General features: G+C 34.9%; 16 protein-coding genes. 12 read left to right on the forward strand and 4 right to left on the reverse strand.

Annotation, left to right across the window (positions count from 1 at the left end; genetic code table 11):
- The first annotated feature begins 75 nt into the window (after positions 1 to 75).
- Genes FIT79_RS00605 through FIT79_RS00615 form a run of 3 tightly spaced genes read left to right on the forward strand, consistent with a single transcriptional unit; the run spans position 76 to position 3686 of the window.
- Entirely contained in the window at positions 76 to 2049 is a 1974-nt protein-coding gene (locus FIT79_RS00605) for a cation:proton antiporter (RefSeq protein ID WP_139875318.1), read from the forward strand.
- 3 nt (positions 2050 to 2052) lie between these two features.
- Positions 2053 to 3066, forward strand: coding sequence for an NAD(P)/FAD-dependent oxidoreductase (locus tag FIT79_RS00610; protein WP_139875319.1), 1014 nt, complete (start codon positions 2053 to 2055; stop codon positions 3064 to 3066).
- Positions 3067 to 3071: 5 nt separating this feature from the next.
- The gene (locus tag FIT79_RS00615) at positions 3072 to 3686 is read left to right on the forward strand and encodes an SOUL family heme-binding protein (RefSeq protein ID WP_139875320.1); all 615 of its coding nucleotides are present in this window, start codon (positions 3072 to 3074) and stop codon (positions 3684 to 3686) included.
- Between the two features lie 7 nt (positions 3687 to 3693).
- Here FIT79_RS00615 and FIT79_RS00620 read toward each other — a convergent pair whose 3' ends face one another.
- Positions 3694 to 4704, reverse strand: a complete 1011-nt coding sequence (locus FIT79_RS00620) for a glycosyltransferase family 9 protein (RefSeq protein ID WP_139875321.1) — start codon at positions 4702 to 4704, stop codon at positions 3694 to 3696.
- Positions 4705 to 4774: 70 nt separating this feature from the next.
- Here FIT79_RS00620 and FIT79_RS00625 point away from each other — a divergent pair, with 70 nt between their 5' ends.
- Positions 4775 to 5173 carry a phosphate-starvation-inducible protein PsiE gene (locus tag FIT79_RS00625; RefSeq protein WP_139875322.1) on the forward strand — a complete coding sequence of 133 codons (399 nt, stop codon included), beginning with the start codon at positions 4775 to 4777 and terminating at the stop codon, positions 5171 to 5173.
- 39 nt (positions 5174 to 5212) lie between these two features.
- On the opposite strand, the gene moaC is transcribed toward FIT79_RS00625, so the two are convergent.
- Positions 5213 to 5728 carry a cyclic pyranopterin monophosphate synthase MoaC gene (gene moaC, locus FIT79_RS00630; RefSeq protein WP_139875323.1) on the reverse strand — a complete coding sequence of 172 codons (516 nt, stop codon included), beginning with the start codon at positions 5726 to 5728 and terminating at the stop codon, positions 5213 to 5215.
- A gap of 64 nt (positions 5729 to 5792) precedes the next feature.
- Between moaC and FIT79_RS00635 the strand changes: the two genes are divergently transcribed.
- The 3 genes from FIT79_RS00635 to ahpF all read left to right on the forward strand — a co-directional run bounded on the left by FIT79_RS00635 (position 5793) and on the right by ahpF (position 9564).
- On the forward strand, positions 5793 to 7229 hold the full coding sequence (locus FIT79_RS00635) for a beta-barrel assembly-enhancing protease (protein WP_223259639.1): 1437 nt from the start codon (positions 5793 to 5795) through the stop codon (positions 7227 to 7229).
- 150 nt (positions 7230 to 7379) lie between these two features.
- The gene (ahpC, locus tag FIT79_RS00640; protein ID WP_139866745.1) at positions 7380 to 7946 is read left to right on the forward strand and encodes an alkyl hydroperoxide reductase subunit C; all 567 of its coding nucleotides are present in this window, start codon (positions 7380 to 7382) and stop codon (positions 7944 to 7946) included.
- A gap of 64 nt (positions 7947 to 8010) precedes the next feature.
- Positions 8011 to 9564: an alkyl hydroperoxide reductase subunit F gene (gene ahpF / locus FIT79_RS00645; RefSeq protein ID WP_139875324.1), complete on the forward strand. Its 1554-nt coding sequence runs from the start codon at positions 8011 to 8013 to the stop codon at positions 9562 to 9564.
- Between the two features lie 2 nt (positions 9565 to 9566).
- On the opposite strand, the gene FIT79_RS00650 is transcribed toward ahpF, so the two are convergent.
- Complete coding sequence (locus tag FIT79_RS00650; RefSeq protein ID WP_139875325.1) at positions 9567 to 10169, reverse strand: HdaA/DnaA family protein; 603 nt, start codon at positions 10167 to 10169, stop codon at positions 9567 to 9569.
- 122 nt (positions 10170 to 10291) lie between these two features.
- Here FIT79_RS00650 and purM point away from each other — a divergent pair, with 122 nt between their 5' ends.
- The 4 genes from purM to FIT79_RS00670 are packed head-to-tail and all read left to right on the forward strand — an operon-like array spanning position 10292 to position 14342.
- Positions 10292 to 11347, forward strand: a complete 1056-nt coding sequence (gene purM / locus FIT79_RS00655; RefSeq protein ID WP_223259640.1) for a phosphoribosylformylglycinamidine cyclo-ligase — start codon at positions 10292 to 10294, stop codon at positions 11345 to 11347.
- A 7-nt stretch (positions 11348 to 11354) separates the two neighbouring features.
- A complete protein-coding gene (locus FIT79_RS00660) occupies positions 11355 to 12083 on the forward strand; it encodes a DUF3108 domain-containing protein (RefSeq protein WP_139875326.1) in 729 nt (242 codons plus the stop codon).
- Entirely contained in the window at positions 12073 to 13083 is a 1011-nt protein-coding gene (locus tag FIT79_RS00665; RefSeq protein ID WP_139875327.1) for a DUF3108 domain-containing protein, read from the forward strand. Before FIT79_RS00660 ends, FIT79_RS00665 begins: the two co-directional genes overlap by 11 nt.
- A gap of 2 nt (positions 13084 to 13085) precedes the next feature.
- Positions 13086 to 14342, forward strand: a complete 1257-nt coding sequence (locus FIT79_RS00670; RefSeq protein WP_139875328.1) for an RsmB/NOP family class I SAM-dependent RNA methyltransferase — start codon at positions 13086 to 13088, stop codon at positions 14340 to 14342.
- Between the two features lie 9 nt (positions 14343 to 14351).
- On the opposite strand, the gene ampD is transcribed toward FIT79_RS00670, so the two are convergent.
- Positions 14352 to 14918, reverse strand: coding sequence for a 1,6-anhydro-N-acetylmuramyl-L-alanine amidase AmpD (ampD, locus tag FIT79_RS00675; RefSeq protein WP_139875329.1), 567 nt, complete (start codon positions 14916 to 14918; stop codon positions 14352 to 14354).
- Positions 14919 to 14955: 37 nt separating this feature from the next.
- Here ampD and FIT79_RS00680 point away from each other — a divergent pair, with 37 nt between their 5' ends.
- Positions 14956 to 15957 (forward strand): sodium:calcium antiporter, encoded by a 1002-nt coding sequence (locus FIT79_RS00680; protein ID WP_139875330.1) that lies wholly within the window; start codon positions 14956 to 14958, stop codon positions 15955 to 15957.
- The last annotated feature ends 5 nt before the right edge of the window (positions 15958 to 15962 follow it).

A 15962-nucleotide genomic window follows, 5' to 3' on the forward strand; every position in this document is an offset into this window, starting at 1 on the left:
GGTAATAGATACTCGTGTAAAAGGGTTTATATATGCTTTAAGCCTAAAAATTATTGATTAATATTGGATAAATGAATGTTTGACTCTCTTCCCCTGGTCCTGATTTTACTTGTAAGCTCAGTTTTACTAGTTGGACTATTCCGATATTTAAAATTACCCGCGATGATTGCCTATTTTGTTGTGGGATTAATTTTAGGGCCTCATTTGATTGGTGTTCTGCCTGATTCTGAGTCTAGTCGCCATGTTGCTGAGTTTGGTATTGTATTTTTGATGTTCAGTATTGGCCTTGAGTTTAGCTTGCCTAAACTTTATTCCATGCGACGTATCTTGTTTGGCTTAGGGGGTGCACAGGTACTTATTACTTTATTTGCTTCTATTAGTCTTGCCTGGTGGTTAGGACTTCATTTAACTTCAGCATTCGTAATCGGCAGTGCAATTACTATGTCATCAACAGCAATTGTCTCAAAAATTTTAATGGAGCGCGTTGATTTAAATTCAAGACATGGTCGATTGGCCATTGGTATTCTGCTCTTTCAAGATATAGCTGTTATTCCAATCTTAATATTGATCCCAGCGCTTGGGGCTTCATCAGGTGATATTGGGACTATTTTTTTAATGGCACTTTTAAAGGCCATTTTTTTACTTTCTATTCTTTTTAAATTCGGTAGACCTTTAATGAACTCTTGGTTTGCTTTGGTAGCAAACCATAGGTCACGTGAATTATTCATTTTGAATGTCTTGATGATTACCCTTCTTTTTTCTTTCGCTACAAAAATGGCTGGATTATCTTATGGTATTGGAGCATTTATGGCTGGCATGCTCATTTCTGAAACTCGCTATCGTTATCAAGTTGAATCAGACATTGCAGCCTTTAGAGATATTTTATTAGGACTCTTCTTTATAAGCATTGGTATGCTGCTAAATCTTCACCAAGTAGCTTCGAATATCGGTTTTATCACTTTAGTTACTTTAGGATTTATTTTATTCAAAGCGTTTGTGATTATGGCCCTTGCGCGATTGTTTAATTATGAAATTGGGGTAGGTATAAGAACGGGGCTTATATTGGCCCAAGCAGGAGAGTTTAGTTTTGTGATATTAGCCCTTGCCAGAGAAGAGCATGTCATAGGAGCCCATGCTTTCCAAATTATTCTAGCTGCTTCATTACTTTCAATGATTTTAGCCCCATTTATTATTCAGTATAACGGCCGTATAGCGCGTTATCTATCAAAAAGCTATAACCGTAATAGTTCTGACACAGTTGAGGCGATCCAATCGGTAGGCCGCACTTTAAAAGACCATGTAATTTTGTGCGGTTATGGAAGAAGTGGGCAGTATTTAGGGCGATTTTTGAAAGAAGAGAATATTCCTTTTATTGCGATTGATATCGACCCAACGCGAGTGAGTGATGCATCAGCTGGTGGAGAGCATGTGATGTATGGCGATGCAAGTAGAAGAGTTGTTTTAGACGCTGCAGGGATTAAAACAGCTAAAGCACTTGTGATTAGTTATGCTGACTTTAGGGCCACTATGAAAGTGCTTCATGTGATTCAAGATACATATAAAAATATACCAGTCATTGTAAGGACGCTCGATGACACACATATGGATGAGATTAGAAATGCAGGAGCCAGTGAAGTTGTACCAGAAATTTTAGAGGGTAGTTTAATGTTAGCCTCCCATGCGTTAGTTGTTTTAGGTGTTCCTTTAAATCGAGTCGTAAAGCGTATCCGGTCTTTTAGAGAAGAGCGTTATAAAATGTTTAGAGGTTATTTTGCCGGTATCTCAGACGCAGAAGCTGAAGTGACAGAGCCACAACTGAGACTTCATGCGATTGAAATTACAAAGGAATCTCATATTCATTCATGGAAACTTAATCAAATTCCATTCGCCATGCTTAATGTAGAGCTTAAGTATTTGAGGCGTCCTAATATGTTAGAAGATATAGAGCCTAGAGACGACATTGTTTTATCTTCAGGGGATGTTCTTGTTGTGTTAGGTGTTGCAAATAAACTTAACGCTTTAGAAAAATACGTTCTGACTGGCAAATAAAGTATGACAAAAAAAGTTGCTGTCATTGGCGGCGGTATCGTGGGATGTATAACTTCATTCTTTCTTATTAAAGAAGGATATGAAGTTACTTTAATTGATCAGACTGCCATAGGCCAGGAAGCTTCGTGGGCTGGGGCTGGCATTCTCTCCCCTTTATTACCTTGGAACTACCAAGATAGCGTCAATGATCTTTGTTTTGGAAGTGCTGATTTTTATCATCAACTTTCTGAAATTTTAAAAAAAGATACAGGCATTGACCCTGAATGGGCTGAGTCAGGAATGTTGATATTCGACGAGCATGATAAAGATCTCGCGATGAATTGGTGTCAAAAAAATTCTATTGAAATTAAACAAATTCAAATAGAAAAAACATCATGCTTGCTTTTGCCGCATGTTGCCCAAATTAGAAATCCCCGCTTATTAAAAGCCTTAAAAAAATACTTAATTAAAAATAATGTCGTGATAATGGAGCATCAAAAAGTTAGCCCAATTTCTGATTCAAATAATTTTATTCGCCATCTTCAAATCGAAAAAAATATTAATTTGGAAGCAGATTGTTATGTTGTGGCATCTGGGGCATGGAGCTCAAACGTTTTAAATGAAATTGAGATGCCAAAAATTCGACCTATCAGAGGGCAGCTTATTCAATATCCTGCTATTAAAGAAAGATTGCCATACATCCTTTATAAAGATGATTTCTATTTGGTGCAAAGACAGGATGGCGTTGTTCTTGGAGGAAGTACAAAAGAAGACGTTGGTTTTGATAAAGGCATTACAGAAGAGGCTAGAAATTCTCTTCAGCAGAAAGCCGAATCTTTAATGCCTATTTTAAAAAACTACAAAATAGAAAATCAATGGAGTGGTCTGAGGCCAGGCTCCCTAGATAATGTGCCCATGATAGAAAAGCATCATAAATACAATAATGTATACTTAAATGTCGGTCACTATCGTTATGGGTTGACGATGGCCCCAAAAGCAGCAAGAATAATTAGTGATTTAATAACTTTAAATGGATAGGTGCTATGCGATTAAATATTTTTACAATTGTACTTCTATTCATCACAAGCTTTAATGCTATGGCGATTGAAGAACCAGAATTTATCAGCATTGAAAAAAAAGATGCATTTGAAATTAGAGAGTACCAGCCTAAATTAATAGCTCAGGTTCTTGTTAATGGAACATTTGATAGCGCATCGAGCAAAGGATTTCGTTTGCTAGCCGATTTTATTTTTGGAAATAATAAAACAAATGAAGGGTCAAAAAAGATTGAAATGACAGCGCCGGTAGTTACGCGCGATGCTTCTGAAAAGATAGAAATGACAGCACCAGTTATTTCTGAAGAAACAGAAAAGGGATGGTATGTTAGCTTTAATATGCCGAAGCAATATACAAAAGAGACTCTTCCTGTTCCTAATAATTCAGAAGTTAAGATTATCGAAATTCCTGCAGAAAAATTTGCAGTTATTTCATTCTCTGGTTTGGTACGAGAGAAAAAATATGTCGAGATGTTAAGTTTACTTTATGAAGAAATGAAAAAAAGAAACTTAGATCCAAAAGGCCCTGTAATACTAGCTCGCTATAATCCGCCTTGGACTCTCCCATTTCTGAGAAGAAATGAATTGATGATTAGATTTTAAAAAAAAATTAAAAATATTTGCATTCCTGGATTTTCTTCTTCTTCATCAGTCTTTTGAAAGCATTTACCGTTTCTTTAATGCTAATAGCTTCAATCCCTTTTTTTGGAGGAATGATCTGAATGTATCTTTCAGATTTTGGCCCAAATATCACATGATGATTATCTCTGATAGCGTTAATTGAATATAAAGCCAAGACTGGTATATTCCAAGCAACTGCTGCATGGACAGCATATGTATCGGTTGTGATAACAGCATCAACATGTTTAATAACGGCAAGATTTGAATCGATAGAATCTTTATAAGGAACAATTTTTAGGTTCCCATCAATTTTAGAATATTTGTCTGAAAGACTTAATTCATTTTTTTTACTGGTGCTTAATATCAAAAATTGATGTTTTGGATAATATTTTCTTAGGCTAATAATTAATTGGCTAATCCATTCATCAGATAAGCATTTATCTTTTGAACTCCCCCGACCGTTAATAATAATATTTTTGCTAAGCTCAGACTTGCCCAATTCATTTTTAGCGATCCGCTCGGTATTTTTATTCAGCTTAATATCGTAATGATAATGTTTTATCTTACTTCCAATCCAGCGAAGGAAAGTAAAATGTCTATTAGATATGTGGCAGTTAGACCAGGGGCCTTCTAAAACAATATCAGAGGTATTCTTTATTATAGGATTTGCAAATAGTATTCTTTGTTTTGCATTAATTAGACTAGATATTTTTTTAAATGATGATTTATTAACATCTAGTCCAAAATAAACAAGATAATCATATTTTTTAAATCTCGCTATGAGACTTGTATATGCTCGAATCAAAATGCTGCGACTAGGGCTTACATGAAGCCATTTCACATTAGGATGATTTTTATATAAAACAAGATTAGTATCACCACAAAGAATACCTATCGCTGCATTCGGCCAGACCTTAACAATTGCATTCAATAACCCAGTGAGAATTATAGAGTCTCCTATTTTATTGTCATGAGCTAAGAGTAAAATTTTAGGGTGCATAATTAATGTATAGAAAAAGATCTAGTATTGGTTATAATTAAATTCATTATTCACTTTAAATTTAGCTTAAATGAAACCAAATAAGTTTAGCAAACTCACTCAGCAAAGTCTTACTTTAGTTGGACAGGTTGTTTTAATAGTAATTGCTGTTTCAACTATTTTTGCTGTATTACACGAAATATTGCATATTTGGGAGGCGGGAGCTATTGCGGTAGGTGATTTATTGATGCTCTTCTTGTACTTAGAAGTTATATCAATGTTAAATCATTACTTAGGATCAGGAAATCTTCCGGTTCGCTATCCTTTGTATATTGGTATTATTGCGTTAGCTCGTTTTCTTGTTTTAGATATTCAAGAAATTGATGCGCTTAAGATGTTTGCTCTTTCAGGATCAATATTGCTCATTGCAATTGCTATATTAATTGTTCGATATGGGCACGTTCGATTTCCCTACAATGAAGACAATTAAGATATTTTCTTTCATTGGAGCGGGATTGGAATTACACTTTTATTTCTTCGTTTTAAGCGCTTTCTTAGGTTTTGCCTTAACCTCTCGCTTATAAAGTCCAGAGCGTCCCCCAGACTTTTCCACTAAGTGGATATTTGAGATCACCATCGTACGGTCTACTGCTTTCACCATGTCATAAATGGTGAGAAGGGCGATGCTAATGGCTGAGAGGGCTTCCATTTCAAGTCCTGTTTGTGCAAAACATTCACAAGATGATTGACAAACAATCGTATTATTTTTTTTATCAATGTTAAAGTTTATATCAATTTTAGTCAGGTTGATTGAATGACAAAGAGGAATAAGCTCCCAAGTTTTTTTTGCTGCTTGAATTCCTGCAATTTTTGCAGTGCTAAGAACATCACCTTTTTTAATTAAATTAGCTTGAATTAGTTTTAAAGTTTCTTTGTTTAATTGAATTGTGCCTTCGGCTATTGCTTTTCGATGGGTAATTGCTTTATCAGTAATGTCTACAAGTTGCGCATCACCTTTTTGATTAATATGAGTTAGTTTTTTCATAAATTTAATTAGTTTATCTTCTCAAACTTAGATGTAAGTGATTATTAATCTAGGTATCATACCAATGATGAAATTTATAATTACATTTTTAATAAGTTTTTTTTGTTATCTATCTGTTTTTGCTAATGAATTACCTGATTTGGGTGATTCATCTCAACTCATTATATCCGCGAAAGAAGAACAGGCTATTGCTAGAGCAATTTTAAAGGAAGTAGCAGTTAGCCCTGAAATTGTTCAGGATATTGAGGTGATTGATTATCTGAGAAATTTAGGCGATAGATTAGTGGCATATAGCCCGAACAAAAGACAACAGTTTAATTTTTTTGTAGTTAATGAGTCTTCAATTAATGCTTTTGCGATGATTGGTGGTGTGATTGGCGTTCATACAGGTTTAATTTTAGCTTCAAATAGTGAATCAGAGGTTGCTAGTGTATTGGGCCATGAAATTGCTCACGTGACACAAAGACATTTACCAAGAATGATTGCTCAGCAAAAAAATGATTCAATTAAAACTGTATTAGGTATTGCTTTAGCTCTTCTTGTCGCCAGAGCCAATCCTCAGTTGTCAGCTGGCACAATGACAGCTGCTTCAGCTATGGGAGTTCAAAAACAATTGGACTATACGAGAGAACATGAAAAAGAAGCAGACCGGGTAGGTTTTCAAATTTTGACTGACGCGGGTTTTGATGGTCGATCAATGGTTTCATTCTTTAACACTCTTCAAAGAGGCTCTCGTTTTTCAGAAGGCGCGGCACCTAGCTTTCTAAGAACTCACCCTATTACAACTGATCGTATAAGCGATATTTCAAATAGAGTCAAAGAAAGTCGTTATAGACAAATACCTGATAACCCTGATTTTATATTTATTAAATCAAAATTGAGAGCTTCAAATGGTACGCCTCAATCTGCGGTCGATGAGTTTGAAGGAAGCATTAAAGATAAACGTTATATGAATGAAGCATCCGAGCGATATGGGCTGGCAATCGCTTACATGAGGAAAAGTGACTTTGTCAGGGCCCGGCAAGAAGTTGAGTGGCTAAAAACGAATACTAAAAAAAATGCACTGATTGAAACGCTTGGTTGCAAACTAGAGGTTTCCACTAACCAACCAGTCCAAGCATTAAATCATTATTCAAAAGCGCTAAATATATACCCCAACTATCGAGCTTTAATTTACGGACTAGCAGAACATTACCTAATGACAAATGAACCTGAAAAATCTATCAGACTTATTAATGAAAAGTTAAATACCTATCCTGAAGATAGCTATTTCTATGAATTGCTTTCTAAGGCTTATGCAAAAGAAGGAAAAGAATTGCTTCAATATCAAGCTCAGTCCGAGGCTTACTATCGTAAATTTAACTTGCCCAGAGCAATAGAGCAGATGGAGTTTGCTGCTAAATCTAAAGATGGTAATTTTTATCAAAAATCGATTGTGGAGTCCCGTTTAAAACAATTGAAATTTGAGAATAGCCTCGAAGACATCAAAGATAAAAAATAAAATTATATTTTTAGTCTTACCTAGACCTTAAATATATTATTTTACTTTGATAAGTAATATATATCATATATATAATAACAATTGATTTTACATATTAAATTGACCTACCTATAATCATCATTTTTAAACCAACCAAAGAAGGAGAAGACGATGTCTTCATTAGTTAATACCGAAGTAAAACCGTTTAAAGCAACAGCATTTCATAACGGTAAGTTTGTTGATGTTTCAGAAGCAAGCCTTAAAGGCAAATGGTCAGTGGTAATTTTTATGCCAGCCGCATTTACATTTAACTGCCCAACAGAAGTTGAAGATGCTGCTGATCACTATGCAGAATTTCAAAAAGCAGGCGCAGAAGTTTATATTGTGACGACAGACACACATTTTTCCCATAAGGTATGGCATGAAACATCGCCTGCAGTTAGCAAAGCTAAGTTTCCATTAATAGGTGATCCAACGCATCAATTAACACGCGCTTTTGAAGTGCATATTGATGAAGAAGGTCTTGCTTTGCGCGGTACTTTTATCATCAATCCAAAGGGCGAAATTAAAACGATGGAAGTGCATGACAATGCCATAGCTCGTGACGTTAAAGAAACATTACGTAAGCTTAAAGCCGCACAATATGTGGCTAATAATCCAGGCCAAGTATGTCCAGCTAAATGGCAAGAGGGCGCTAAAACAATCGCTCCATCTCTAGATCTCGTAGGCAAGATCTAATTACAAAAAAATGAACCCCAGGCCATATAGGCCTGGGAATTTCATAAACATCTTAGGTAAATAAATGGCTCTCGACATAACAATTAGAAATCAATTACAAGATTACATGGCTAGACTTGTGAGCCCTATTAAGCTTTTAGCAAATGTTAACGAGAGCACTTCATCCCAAGAAATGTTAGGGATGTTAGAGGAAGTTACTTCTTTATCAGAAAAAATAACTTTAAATAAGGAAACAGATGTTTCCAAAAGAATCCCATCTTTTGAGGTCAATCGAGAGATAGACCCTACAGGCATAACTTTTGCAGGTATTCCGTCGGGGCATGAATTTACGTCATTTGTTTTGGCTTTGCTCCAAGCAGGAGGACATCCATTAAAGTTAGATGCCGAAAAAATAGAACAAATTAAAAACATACAAGGTACGTTTCATTTCGAAACTTATATTTCGCTGAGTTGCCATAATTGCCCTGATGTTGTTCAGGCGCTAAATGCAATGTCTATTATTAATCCCAATATTTCTCATACCATGATAGATGGCGCCTTATTTCAGAAGGAAGTGGAAGATAAACAAATTATGGCTGTGCCTACTATCTTTCTTAATGGCGAGCCTTTTGGCCAAGGAAGAATGGAGCTTGATGAAATTGTAAATAAGATTGACTCAAGTGCTAGCTTAAAAGAAGCTGAGAAAATTTCTAAAAAAGAAACTTACGATATTTTAATTATAGGAGGCGGTCCAGCGGGAGCGTCAGCTGCTATATATAGCGCTCGAAAAGGCATACGAACAGGAATTGTGTCTGAGCGTTTTGGCGGACAAGTTATGGACACTTTAGGCATAGAAAATTTTATTTCGGTCAAAGCCACAGAAGGACCAAAGTTAGTCTCAGCTCTTGAAGAGCACGTAAAAGAATATGAAGTCGATATTATGAATTTACAGCGTGCAAAGAGCATTCAAAAAAATGATGAAAATGCTTTGTTTGAAGTAGAGTTAGAAAATGGCGGAAAGCTTAAAAGTAAATCAGTCATTGTTGCAACGGGCGCAAGATGGAGAGAGTTAAATGTTCCTGGCGAAAAAGAATTCAAAGGTAAAGGTGTAGCTTATTGCCCACATTGCGATGGACCTTTATTTAAGGGCAAACACGTTGCAGTTATAGGTGGAGGAAACTCTGGTGTTGAAGCCGCGATTGATCTTGCAAATATCGTTGGGCATGTCACGCTTTTTGAATTTGCTGGAGAACTCAAGGCTGATGATATCTTACAAAAGAGACTCTATAGTTTGTCAAATGTTGATGTCATTTTAAATGCACAAACATTAGAAGTTCTTGGCTCTGATAAAGTGAATAGCATGATTTATCTTGATCGAAAAACAAACGAAAAGAAAACGATTGCACTTGAAGGTATTTTTATTCAAATTGGACTATTGCCAAATACTGACTTTGTAAAAAATACTGTAGATCTTTCTAAGTTTGGAGAAATTATTATTGATAGCCATGGCCAATCGTCATTACCAGGGCTATTCGCAGCTGGGGATGTAACCACCGTACCTTATAAGCAGATTATTATTGCAATGGGCGAGGGTGCTAAGGCTTCTTTAGGGGCTTTTGATTACTTGATTCGTCAATAAGATTAAATTTTATTGGCTGCAATAATTTCTTTAAGCAGCGGAAGAGTAATAGGTCTTTTGTAACTTAAAGACCATTTATCTAAATCTTCTAAAATAGAAAATAAATTTGGCATATCTCTTTTTAGATGCTTTAAGCAATAGTCAACAATATCGCCGTTAAGTTTCATACCTCTTTCATCAGCGTGTCTTAGAAGTGCTAATTTTTTTTCTTCATCTGAGAGAGCTATAACTTCATAAGTTATTCCCCAAGCAAGTCTCGTGGCTAAATCATCTCTTAATTTCATCTGGAGCGGCGAATAAAGTCCAGTCACAAGCATGTTCTGATGAGATTCTTTGCATCGATTATATGTGTTGAATAATTCAATTTGATCTGAGTCATTAAGTAAATGAACGTCATCATGAATCACAAATCCATGATCAGATGCAATTTGAGCCAAATGTGATTTACCTGAACCATCGTTACCCCAAAGATATATGAATTGAATAGGTAGTTTATGAGAGATGATTTGCTTTAAGGTATGAATTACTTCGATATTTTGACCAACCACAAAATTTTCAAAAGATTGTTTTGGGGTTGGAGATAGAGCTAATAGCATCTGTTTCATATCTATGAGAAAGCTTATTTAAGTAAAGATAGCCTTAATTATGCACATCTTTAAAATATATTTCGGTTAAAATTTCAATTATAACGACTAACCCAAATGTTTAATGAAAGAGAGTTAATCTTTTGAATAAAGATGATACAAGAAAAGATAATCAACCCATCACCTATAGAGATGCAGGGGTAGATATTGAGGCTGGAGATGCGCTTGTTGAAAGAATCAAGCCTTTTGCAAGAAAAACTATGAGAGCCGAGGTTTTGGGAGGTATTGGAGGTTTCGGATCTTTATTTGAAGTACCTAAAAAATATAAAGAGCCTGTTCTCGTTTCGGGTACAGACGGGGTCGGTACAAAACTTAAATTAGCATTCGAATTAAACAAACATGACACAGTTGGGATTGATTTAGTTGCTATGAGTGTTAACGATATATTGGTTCAAGGCGCTGAACCCTTATTTTTTCTAGATTATTTTGCATGCGGAAAACTTGACGTAGAAACAGCATCGCAAGTTATTAAAGGCATTGCTGAGGGCTGCGCTCAGTCTGGATGCGCTCTTGTGGGTGGAGAAACAGCAGAAATGCCAGGTATGTATCCTGAAGGTGAATATGATCTAGCTGGGTTTGCAGTAGGTGTTGTAGAAAAAAGTGAAATCATCGATGGCAAAACAATTCGATCTGGCGATGCGGTTATTGGCCTTGCTTCTAGCGGAGCTCATTCAAACGGATATTCGCTGATTAGGAAAATTATTAGTAATGAAAAGGCTGATTTTTCAGCACCCTTTGATGGAAAAACATTAAGAGATATTGTAATGGAGCCCACTAAGCTTTATGTAAAATCTATTCTTAAGCTGAAAGAGACAGTCAAGATTAAGGGTATGGCCCATATTACGGGTGGAGGCATTACAGAAAATATCCCACGAATTTTAGGCGAAGATTTAACAGCAGAAATTAAATCATCAAGCTGGCCATTACCAAAACTTTTTACATGGCTACAAGACAAAGGGAATATTTCTAGTGCAGAACTTTATCGTACATTTAATTGTGGAATAGGTATGGCTATTATCATTGATCAAAATGATGTGGCTCGCGCAAAGAAAATCTTAGAAGAATCACAAGAGACTGTTTACGAAATAGGCATCATTAGGAAACGTGAAGCTAATGAAGACCCTACTGTGGTGATTTAATTTAAACATGAAAAGATTATTGCCATTCAAAAAGTGGCTAGCAGTTTTTTTGATTTTATTTAATACGTTAGCTTTTTCAAAAGAACTCCCCAATATTTTAGAATTGAAGTACGACCTCACTCAAAACGGAGAGTCGCTGGGAACAGTCATTGAAAAATTTATGATTGATGAGCTAGGTAACTATCATATTGAGAGCATTACAAAAGGGGTTGGTCTATACGCTCTGTTTGGAGATCGTGTATTGATGAGCGAAGGCAAGATTACAATTGAAGGCTTAAAGCCAAAACGATTTGAAGTTCATCAAGGAAGTAACGCGAGTAAAAATGCAATCGTTGATTTTGATTGGGATAATCAAATATTAATTACTCAGTATAAAGGCAGTGAAACAAAAGAAAATATAGAAAATAAAACACAAGATTTGATTAGTTACTTATACCAATTTAATTATGAAAATTTTGACGAGCCCATAATTGAATTTGTGGCTGCCACAGGCAAGAAATATAAAAAATATCAATTCAGAGTTGTAGATAAAAAAGCTGTACTTTCGTTAGGCAATACAAGCTTTGAGACCACTTCAATTCAAAGTATCGCAGAAAAAGACGGAAAGCCAGAAACTCAAATATGGTTGAGCAATAAGCTTTATAAGCTGCCTATTCGTATTCGTTATCAGGAAAAAAATGGCTCAACATTAGAGCAAAACTTGGTGCAGACGAATATAGATCTAAATGCATTTTAATCACACAAAAAAACTTCTGAAAAGTAACCACGTAAAATTTTTGCTAGCGATTGTAGTTTCAATTCTAGCCCATCTTTTTTTGTTGGGAGGTATAGATGTATACAACCCATTCTTTTTAAAAGACTCAGATAGTCTAAATATTATTATTGTAAGTCATCTTGAAATTCCTTTGAAGAATGATCAACCGATAAGTCGAAAGATATCAGCCATCTCAAAAAAAAGCATTAAGAAAAACAAAGAAATAGGTAACAATTCGATTAAAAAAGAAGAGGGTAAAGGGGGTGATTTAGATCAGAACCTTGAACATGATGATTTAAACCAAACTCTCAATAGCGACGAAAAAAAAGAAATCCACTATAAAAAAGTGATTATTGATTATGATGTAAGAAGAGGGTTGGATGGCTCACCTATTGGAGCTGCTAAAACGACCTATTTAATAGATCAAGATAATCGTTACAGTATTAGAAACGAAGTTGAGGCAAGGGGATTTGTGTCTCTTTTTTATTGGAATAAATTAGTACAAACAAGCAACGGGCTAGTCACTTCAGAAGGTTTGAAGCCACTTAATTACCATTATCAATTCGGCAGCAAGATAGATAATTCAGCAGCATTTGATTGGGAATCTAAAAAAATAATTACTACAATGAATGGAAAAGTAAATGAGTTTGAAATATTGGAAGGCTCACAAGATATGTTGAGCTTTATGTATCAATTCATGTTTGAGCCCCCTTTAACAAAAATGAAACTGTATATTACAAATGGAAAATCTTATAAGCCCTATGATTATGCTTATATTGGAGATGAGATTATCGAGACTGATGTTGATAAGATAGCAACTATGCATATAGCAAAGTTTAATTATAACAATGAAGAAAGAATTGATTTGTGGCTTGCAAAAGACTATAGGTATCTTCCAATCAAAATAAGAAAAACAGAAAAAGATGGAAGTATTTTAGATCAATCCGCAAAAAAAATAGAAACTGAAAGTCTAGGTTTATAAATATGCTTAATCTGAATTTAATGCAACATTGTGCAAATATTTTGGGGGAAGTATTAGATTTTCATGGCCCTGCGGATATGAAATTGAGTAACTATTTTAGGGAGCATGGCGAACTGGGACAGAAAGATAGAGGTGAAATTGCTGAATGTATCTATGGTGTGATTCGGAGATTTAGATTTTTAAAGAAAATAAATGGAGATGAAAATAACTATAAAAAACTAGTTATTGCCTGGCTAATAAAAATTGAAGGAAGAAGTATTCGAGATTTGGAGCATGAATTAAGTAAAGAAGAAGTTGAATGGGCCAAATCATTAAAATCAAAAGATACAGAAGGATATACATGGCCAGAAAAATTAAGTTTACCCGACTGGCTTTGGGATTTATTAGTTGAACAATATGGTATAGATGAGGCAATACTTCTAGCTAGAAGTTTTCTTGAGCCAGCTAAATTGGATATACGAGTTAATACAATAAAAATAAGTCGAGATGATCTGGTTAATGAACTTGCAAAAGATACAACTGATATTGAAGTTATGACCTATTCCCCATCTGGCATCAGAATTGCCCGAGGGACGTCGTTAAGTCGGAATAGATTATTTTTAGAAGGAAAGATTGAAGTTCAAGATGAAAGCAGTCAAATATTAAGTTTCCTGGTAGATGCAAAAAGAGGAATGATGGTTGCAGATTTTTGCGCTGGCGCAGGCGGGAAGAGCTTAGCCATTGGGGCAATTATGAAGAACACTGGCCGTATATATGCTTATGATATTTCTGAAAAACGAATTATTAATTTAGGTAAACGACTAAAAAAATCAGGATTATCTAACTTATTTGCACAAAAGATTAAAAATGAAAAAGATGCAAAGTTAAAAAAGTTACATGGAAAATTTGATCGAGTGCTTGCTGACGTTCCTTGCAGTGGAACTGGCACATTTAGAAGAAACCCAGATTTGAAATGGAAAAATTCTATTCAGGACTTGGATGAGCTTAATTTAAAACAGTTAGCTATTCTTGAAGAAGCTAAAAAACTAGTAAAAAAAGAAGGCCGATTAATTTATTCTACATGTAGTCTTTTAAAAAGAGAAAATGGCCTCATTGTTGAAAGTTTTTTAGAGAAAAATAAAAATTTTAAAATAATTTCAGCGAAGGATATTTTGATAAAAAATCAAATATCTCTTTCGACAGGTGTTTTTTTGGAACTGACTCCGCATAAACAGAAAACAGATGGATTTTTTGCAGCAGTTTTAGAGCGTACTGATTAAATGAATAGATTAACGTTTATAGCGTAATTTTTCAGCATAAGATTCTATTTTTATCCAGTCAAAGTAAGGACCTGGGTCTGTTTTTCGTGATGGCGCAATATCAGAGTGACCTACAATACATTCAATCGGATATTTTTTGAGTATGCTTTGAATAAGTTTTTCTAAGCACTTATATTGCTCAGGTTCAAAAATATCATAGTCGCTACCTTCCAGTTCAATCCCAATCGAAAAATCATTGCAATTATTAACTTGATTCCAAGTTGATTCACCTGCGTGCCACGCCCGATCCAAACATGACACAAATTGAATGAGTGAACCATCTCTTCTCACTAAAAAATGAGATGATACTTTTAGATTTGAAATAGATTTAAAGTATTCGTGGTCGTCAGGGTTAAGTTTATTTGTAAATAAATCAATGATACTATTGTCGCCATAAGTTCTGGGTGGGAGGCTAATATTATGAATTACAATCAAATTAATATTAGACTTATTCGGTCGATTGTCAAAGTTAGGCGATAATATAACCTTTGCTTGATCTGCAAATCCTGAATCGTTTATCAATAAAGATGTAAGCATTGTTGATTTGAACCGTGTTTAAAATTAAAGGATTGAAATGATTTTTTTAGAATTATTTTTTATGTTATTAGTTATTTTAGTCTCAGCTGAGATATTTACCAATGCACTTGAACATTTAGGAGAAAAATTAAAAATTTCAGAGGGCGTCACAGGATCAATTTTTGCAGCTATAGGAACTGCACTTCCAGAGACATTAGTCCCGCTATTAGCACTTTTGTCTTCTCATGGAGATAAGGAAACTAACCACCAGGTTGGAGTTGGAGCAATTTTAGGTGCCCCTCTCATGCTCTCTACTTTAACAATGTTTATTATGGCTATCTCTGTCATTGGGCATAGAGGATTTGGAGGGCATTTAAAACCTGAAAAAACCGGATTGATTAGGGACTTAGATTTTTTTATATGCTCATTTATCTTTGCTGGAATAGCTTTATTTATTCCACACACGTCGGAGCTTACTAGAGGCTTAATAGCATTTTTAATGGTTTTTTCATATTTTATTTACATTTTAATGACTATTAGAGCATCAAAAAAACTTGTTAATGAAGGCCATGCGACTGAAGCATCAAATCCTATGTTTATGGAAAGAATTGGTCTTCCAAATAATTATTTGATTATTTCCATTCAATTACTTATTGGCTTAGCTCTGTTGGTATTTGGAGCAAAAGGATTTATTTCTGGTATTGAAGAGACTTCATCTATTTTAGGAATTTCAGCACTTATTTTGTCAATGTTAATTATTCCAATAGCGACTGAGCTCCCTGAAAAAGTAAATAGTATTTTTTGGATTCGCAAAGGTAAAGATACGCTTGCTTTTGGCAATATAACTGGCGCGATGGTATTTCAGGGAACACTTCTTCCCGCAATTGGCATACTTCTAACGCCATGGGAGCCAAGAAAAGAAGTTTATTTATGTATTTTTATAACACTTCTTTCTTCTTTATGGATCAGAATCCTCATTCAAAAATCTAGTATCAAAATTTGGCATTTAGGTATAAACGGTATTTTTTATTTTACATATCTATATTTTGCACTTCATTGATTTAG

Source organism: Candidatus Methylopumilus universalis, assembly GCF_006365315.1.
In the GTDB taxonomy this organism is placed as follows: domain Bacteria; phylum Pseudomonadota; class Gammaproteobacteria; order Burkholderiales; family Methylophilaceae; genus Methylopumilus; species Methylopumilus universalis.

What these genes read in the sequence shown, in the direction of transcription:
- FIT79_RS00605 (WP_139875318.1), top strand. Translation starts at nt 76, where the DNA reads ATGTTTGACTCTCTTCCCCTGGTCCTGATTTTACTTGTAAGCTCAGTT.
- FIT79_RS00610 (WP_139875319.1), top strand. Translation starts at nt 2,053, where the DNA reads ATGACAAAAAAAGTTGCTGTCATTGGCGGCGGTATCGTGGGATGTATA.
- FIT79_RS00615 (WP_139875320.1), top strand. Translation starts at nt 3,072, where the DNA reads ATGCGATTAAATATTTTTACAATTGTACTTCTATTCATCACAAGCTTT.
- FIT79_RS00620 (WP_139875321.1), bottom strand. Translation starts at nt 4,704, where the DNA reads ATGCACCCTAAAATTTTACTCTTAGCTCATGACAATAAAATAGGAGAC.
- FIT79_RS00625 (WP_139875322.1), top strand. Translation starts at nt 4,775, where the DNA reads ATGAAACCAAATAAGTTTAGCAAACTCACTCAGCAAAGTCTTACTTTA.
- moaC (WP_139875323.1), bottom strand. Translation starts at nt 5,728, where the DNA reads ATGAAAAAACTAACTCATATTAATCAAAAAGGTGATGCGCAACTTGTA.
- FIT79_RS00635 (WP_223259639.1), top strand. Translation starts at nt 5,793, where the DNA reads ATGATGAAATTTATAATTACATTTTTAATAAGTTTTTTTTGTTATCTA.
- ahpC (WP_139866745.1), top strand. Translation starts at nt 7,380, where the DNA reads ATGTCTTCATTAGTTAATACCGAAGTAAAACCGTTTAAAGCAACAGCA.
- ahpF (WP_139875324.1), top strand. Translation starts at nt 8,011, where the DNA reads ATGGCTCTCGACATAACAATTAGAAATCAATTACAAGATTACATGGCT.
- FIT79_RS00650 (WP_139875325.1), bottom strand. Translation starts at nt 10,169, where the DNA reads ATGAAACAGATGCTATTAGCTCTATCTCCAACCCCAAAACAATCTTTT.
- FIT79_RS00660 (WP_139875326.1), top strand. Translation starts at nt 11,355, where the DNA reads ATGAAAAGATTATTGCCATTCAAAAAGTGGCTAGCAGTTTTTTTGATT.
- FIT79_RS00665 (WP_139875327.1), top strand. Translation starts at nt 12,073, where the DNA reads ATGCATTTTAATCACACAAAAAAACTTCTGAAAAGTAACCACGTAAAA.
- FIT79_RS00670 (WP_139875328.1), top strand. Translation starts at nt 13,086, where the DNA reads ATGCTTAATCTGAATTTAATGCAACATTGTGCAAATATTTTGGGGGAA.
- ampD (WP_139875329.1), bottom strand. Translation starts at nt 14,918, where the DNA reads ATGCTTACATCTTTATTGATAAACGATTCAGGATTTGCAGATCAAGCA.
- FIT79_RS00680 (WP_139875330.1), top strand. Translation starts at nt 14,956, where the DNA reads ATGATTTTTTTAGAATTATTTTTTATGTTATTAGTTATTTTAGTCTCA.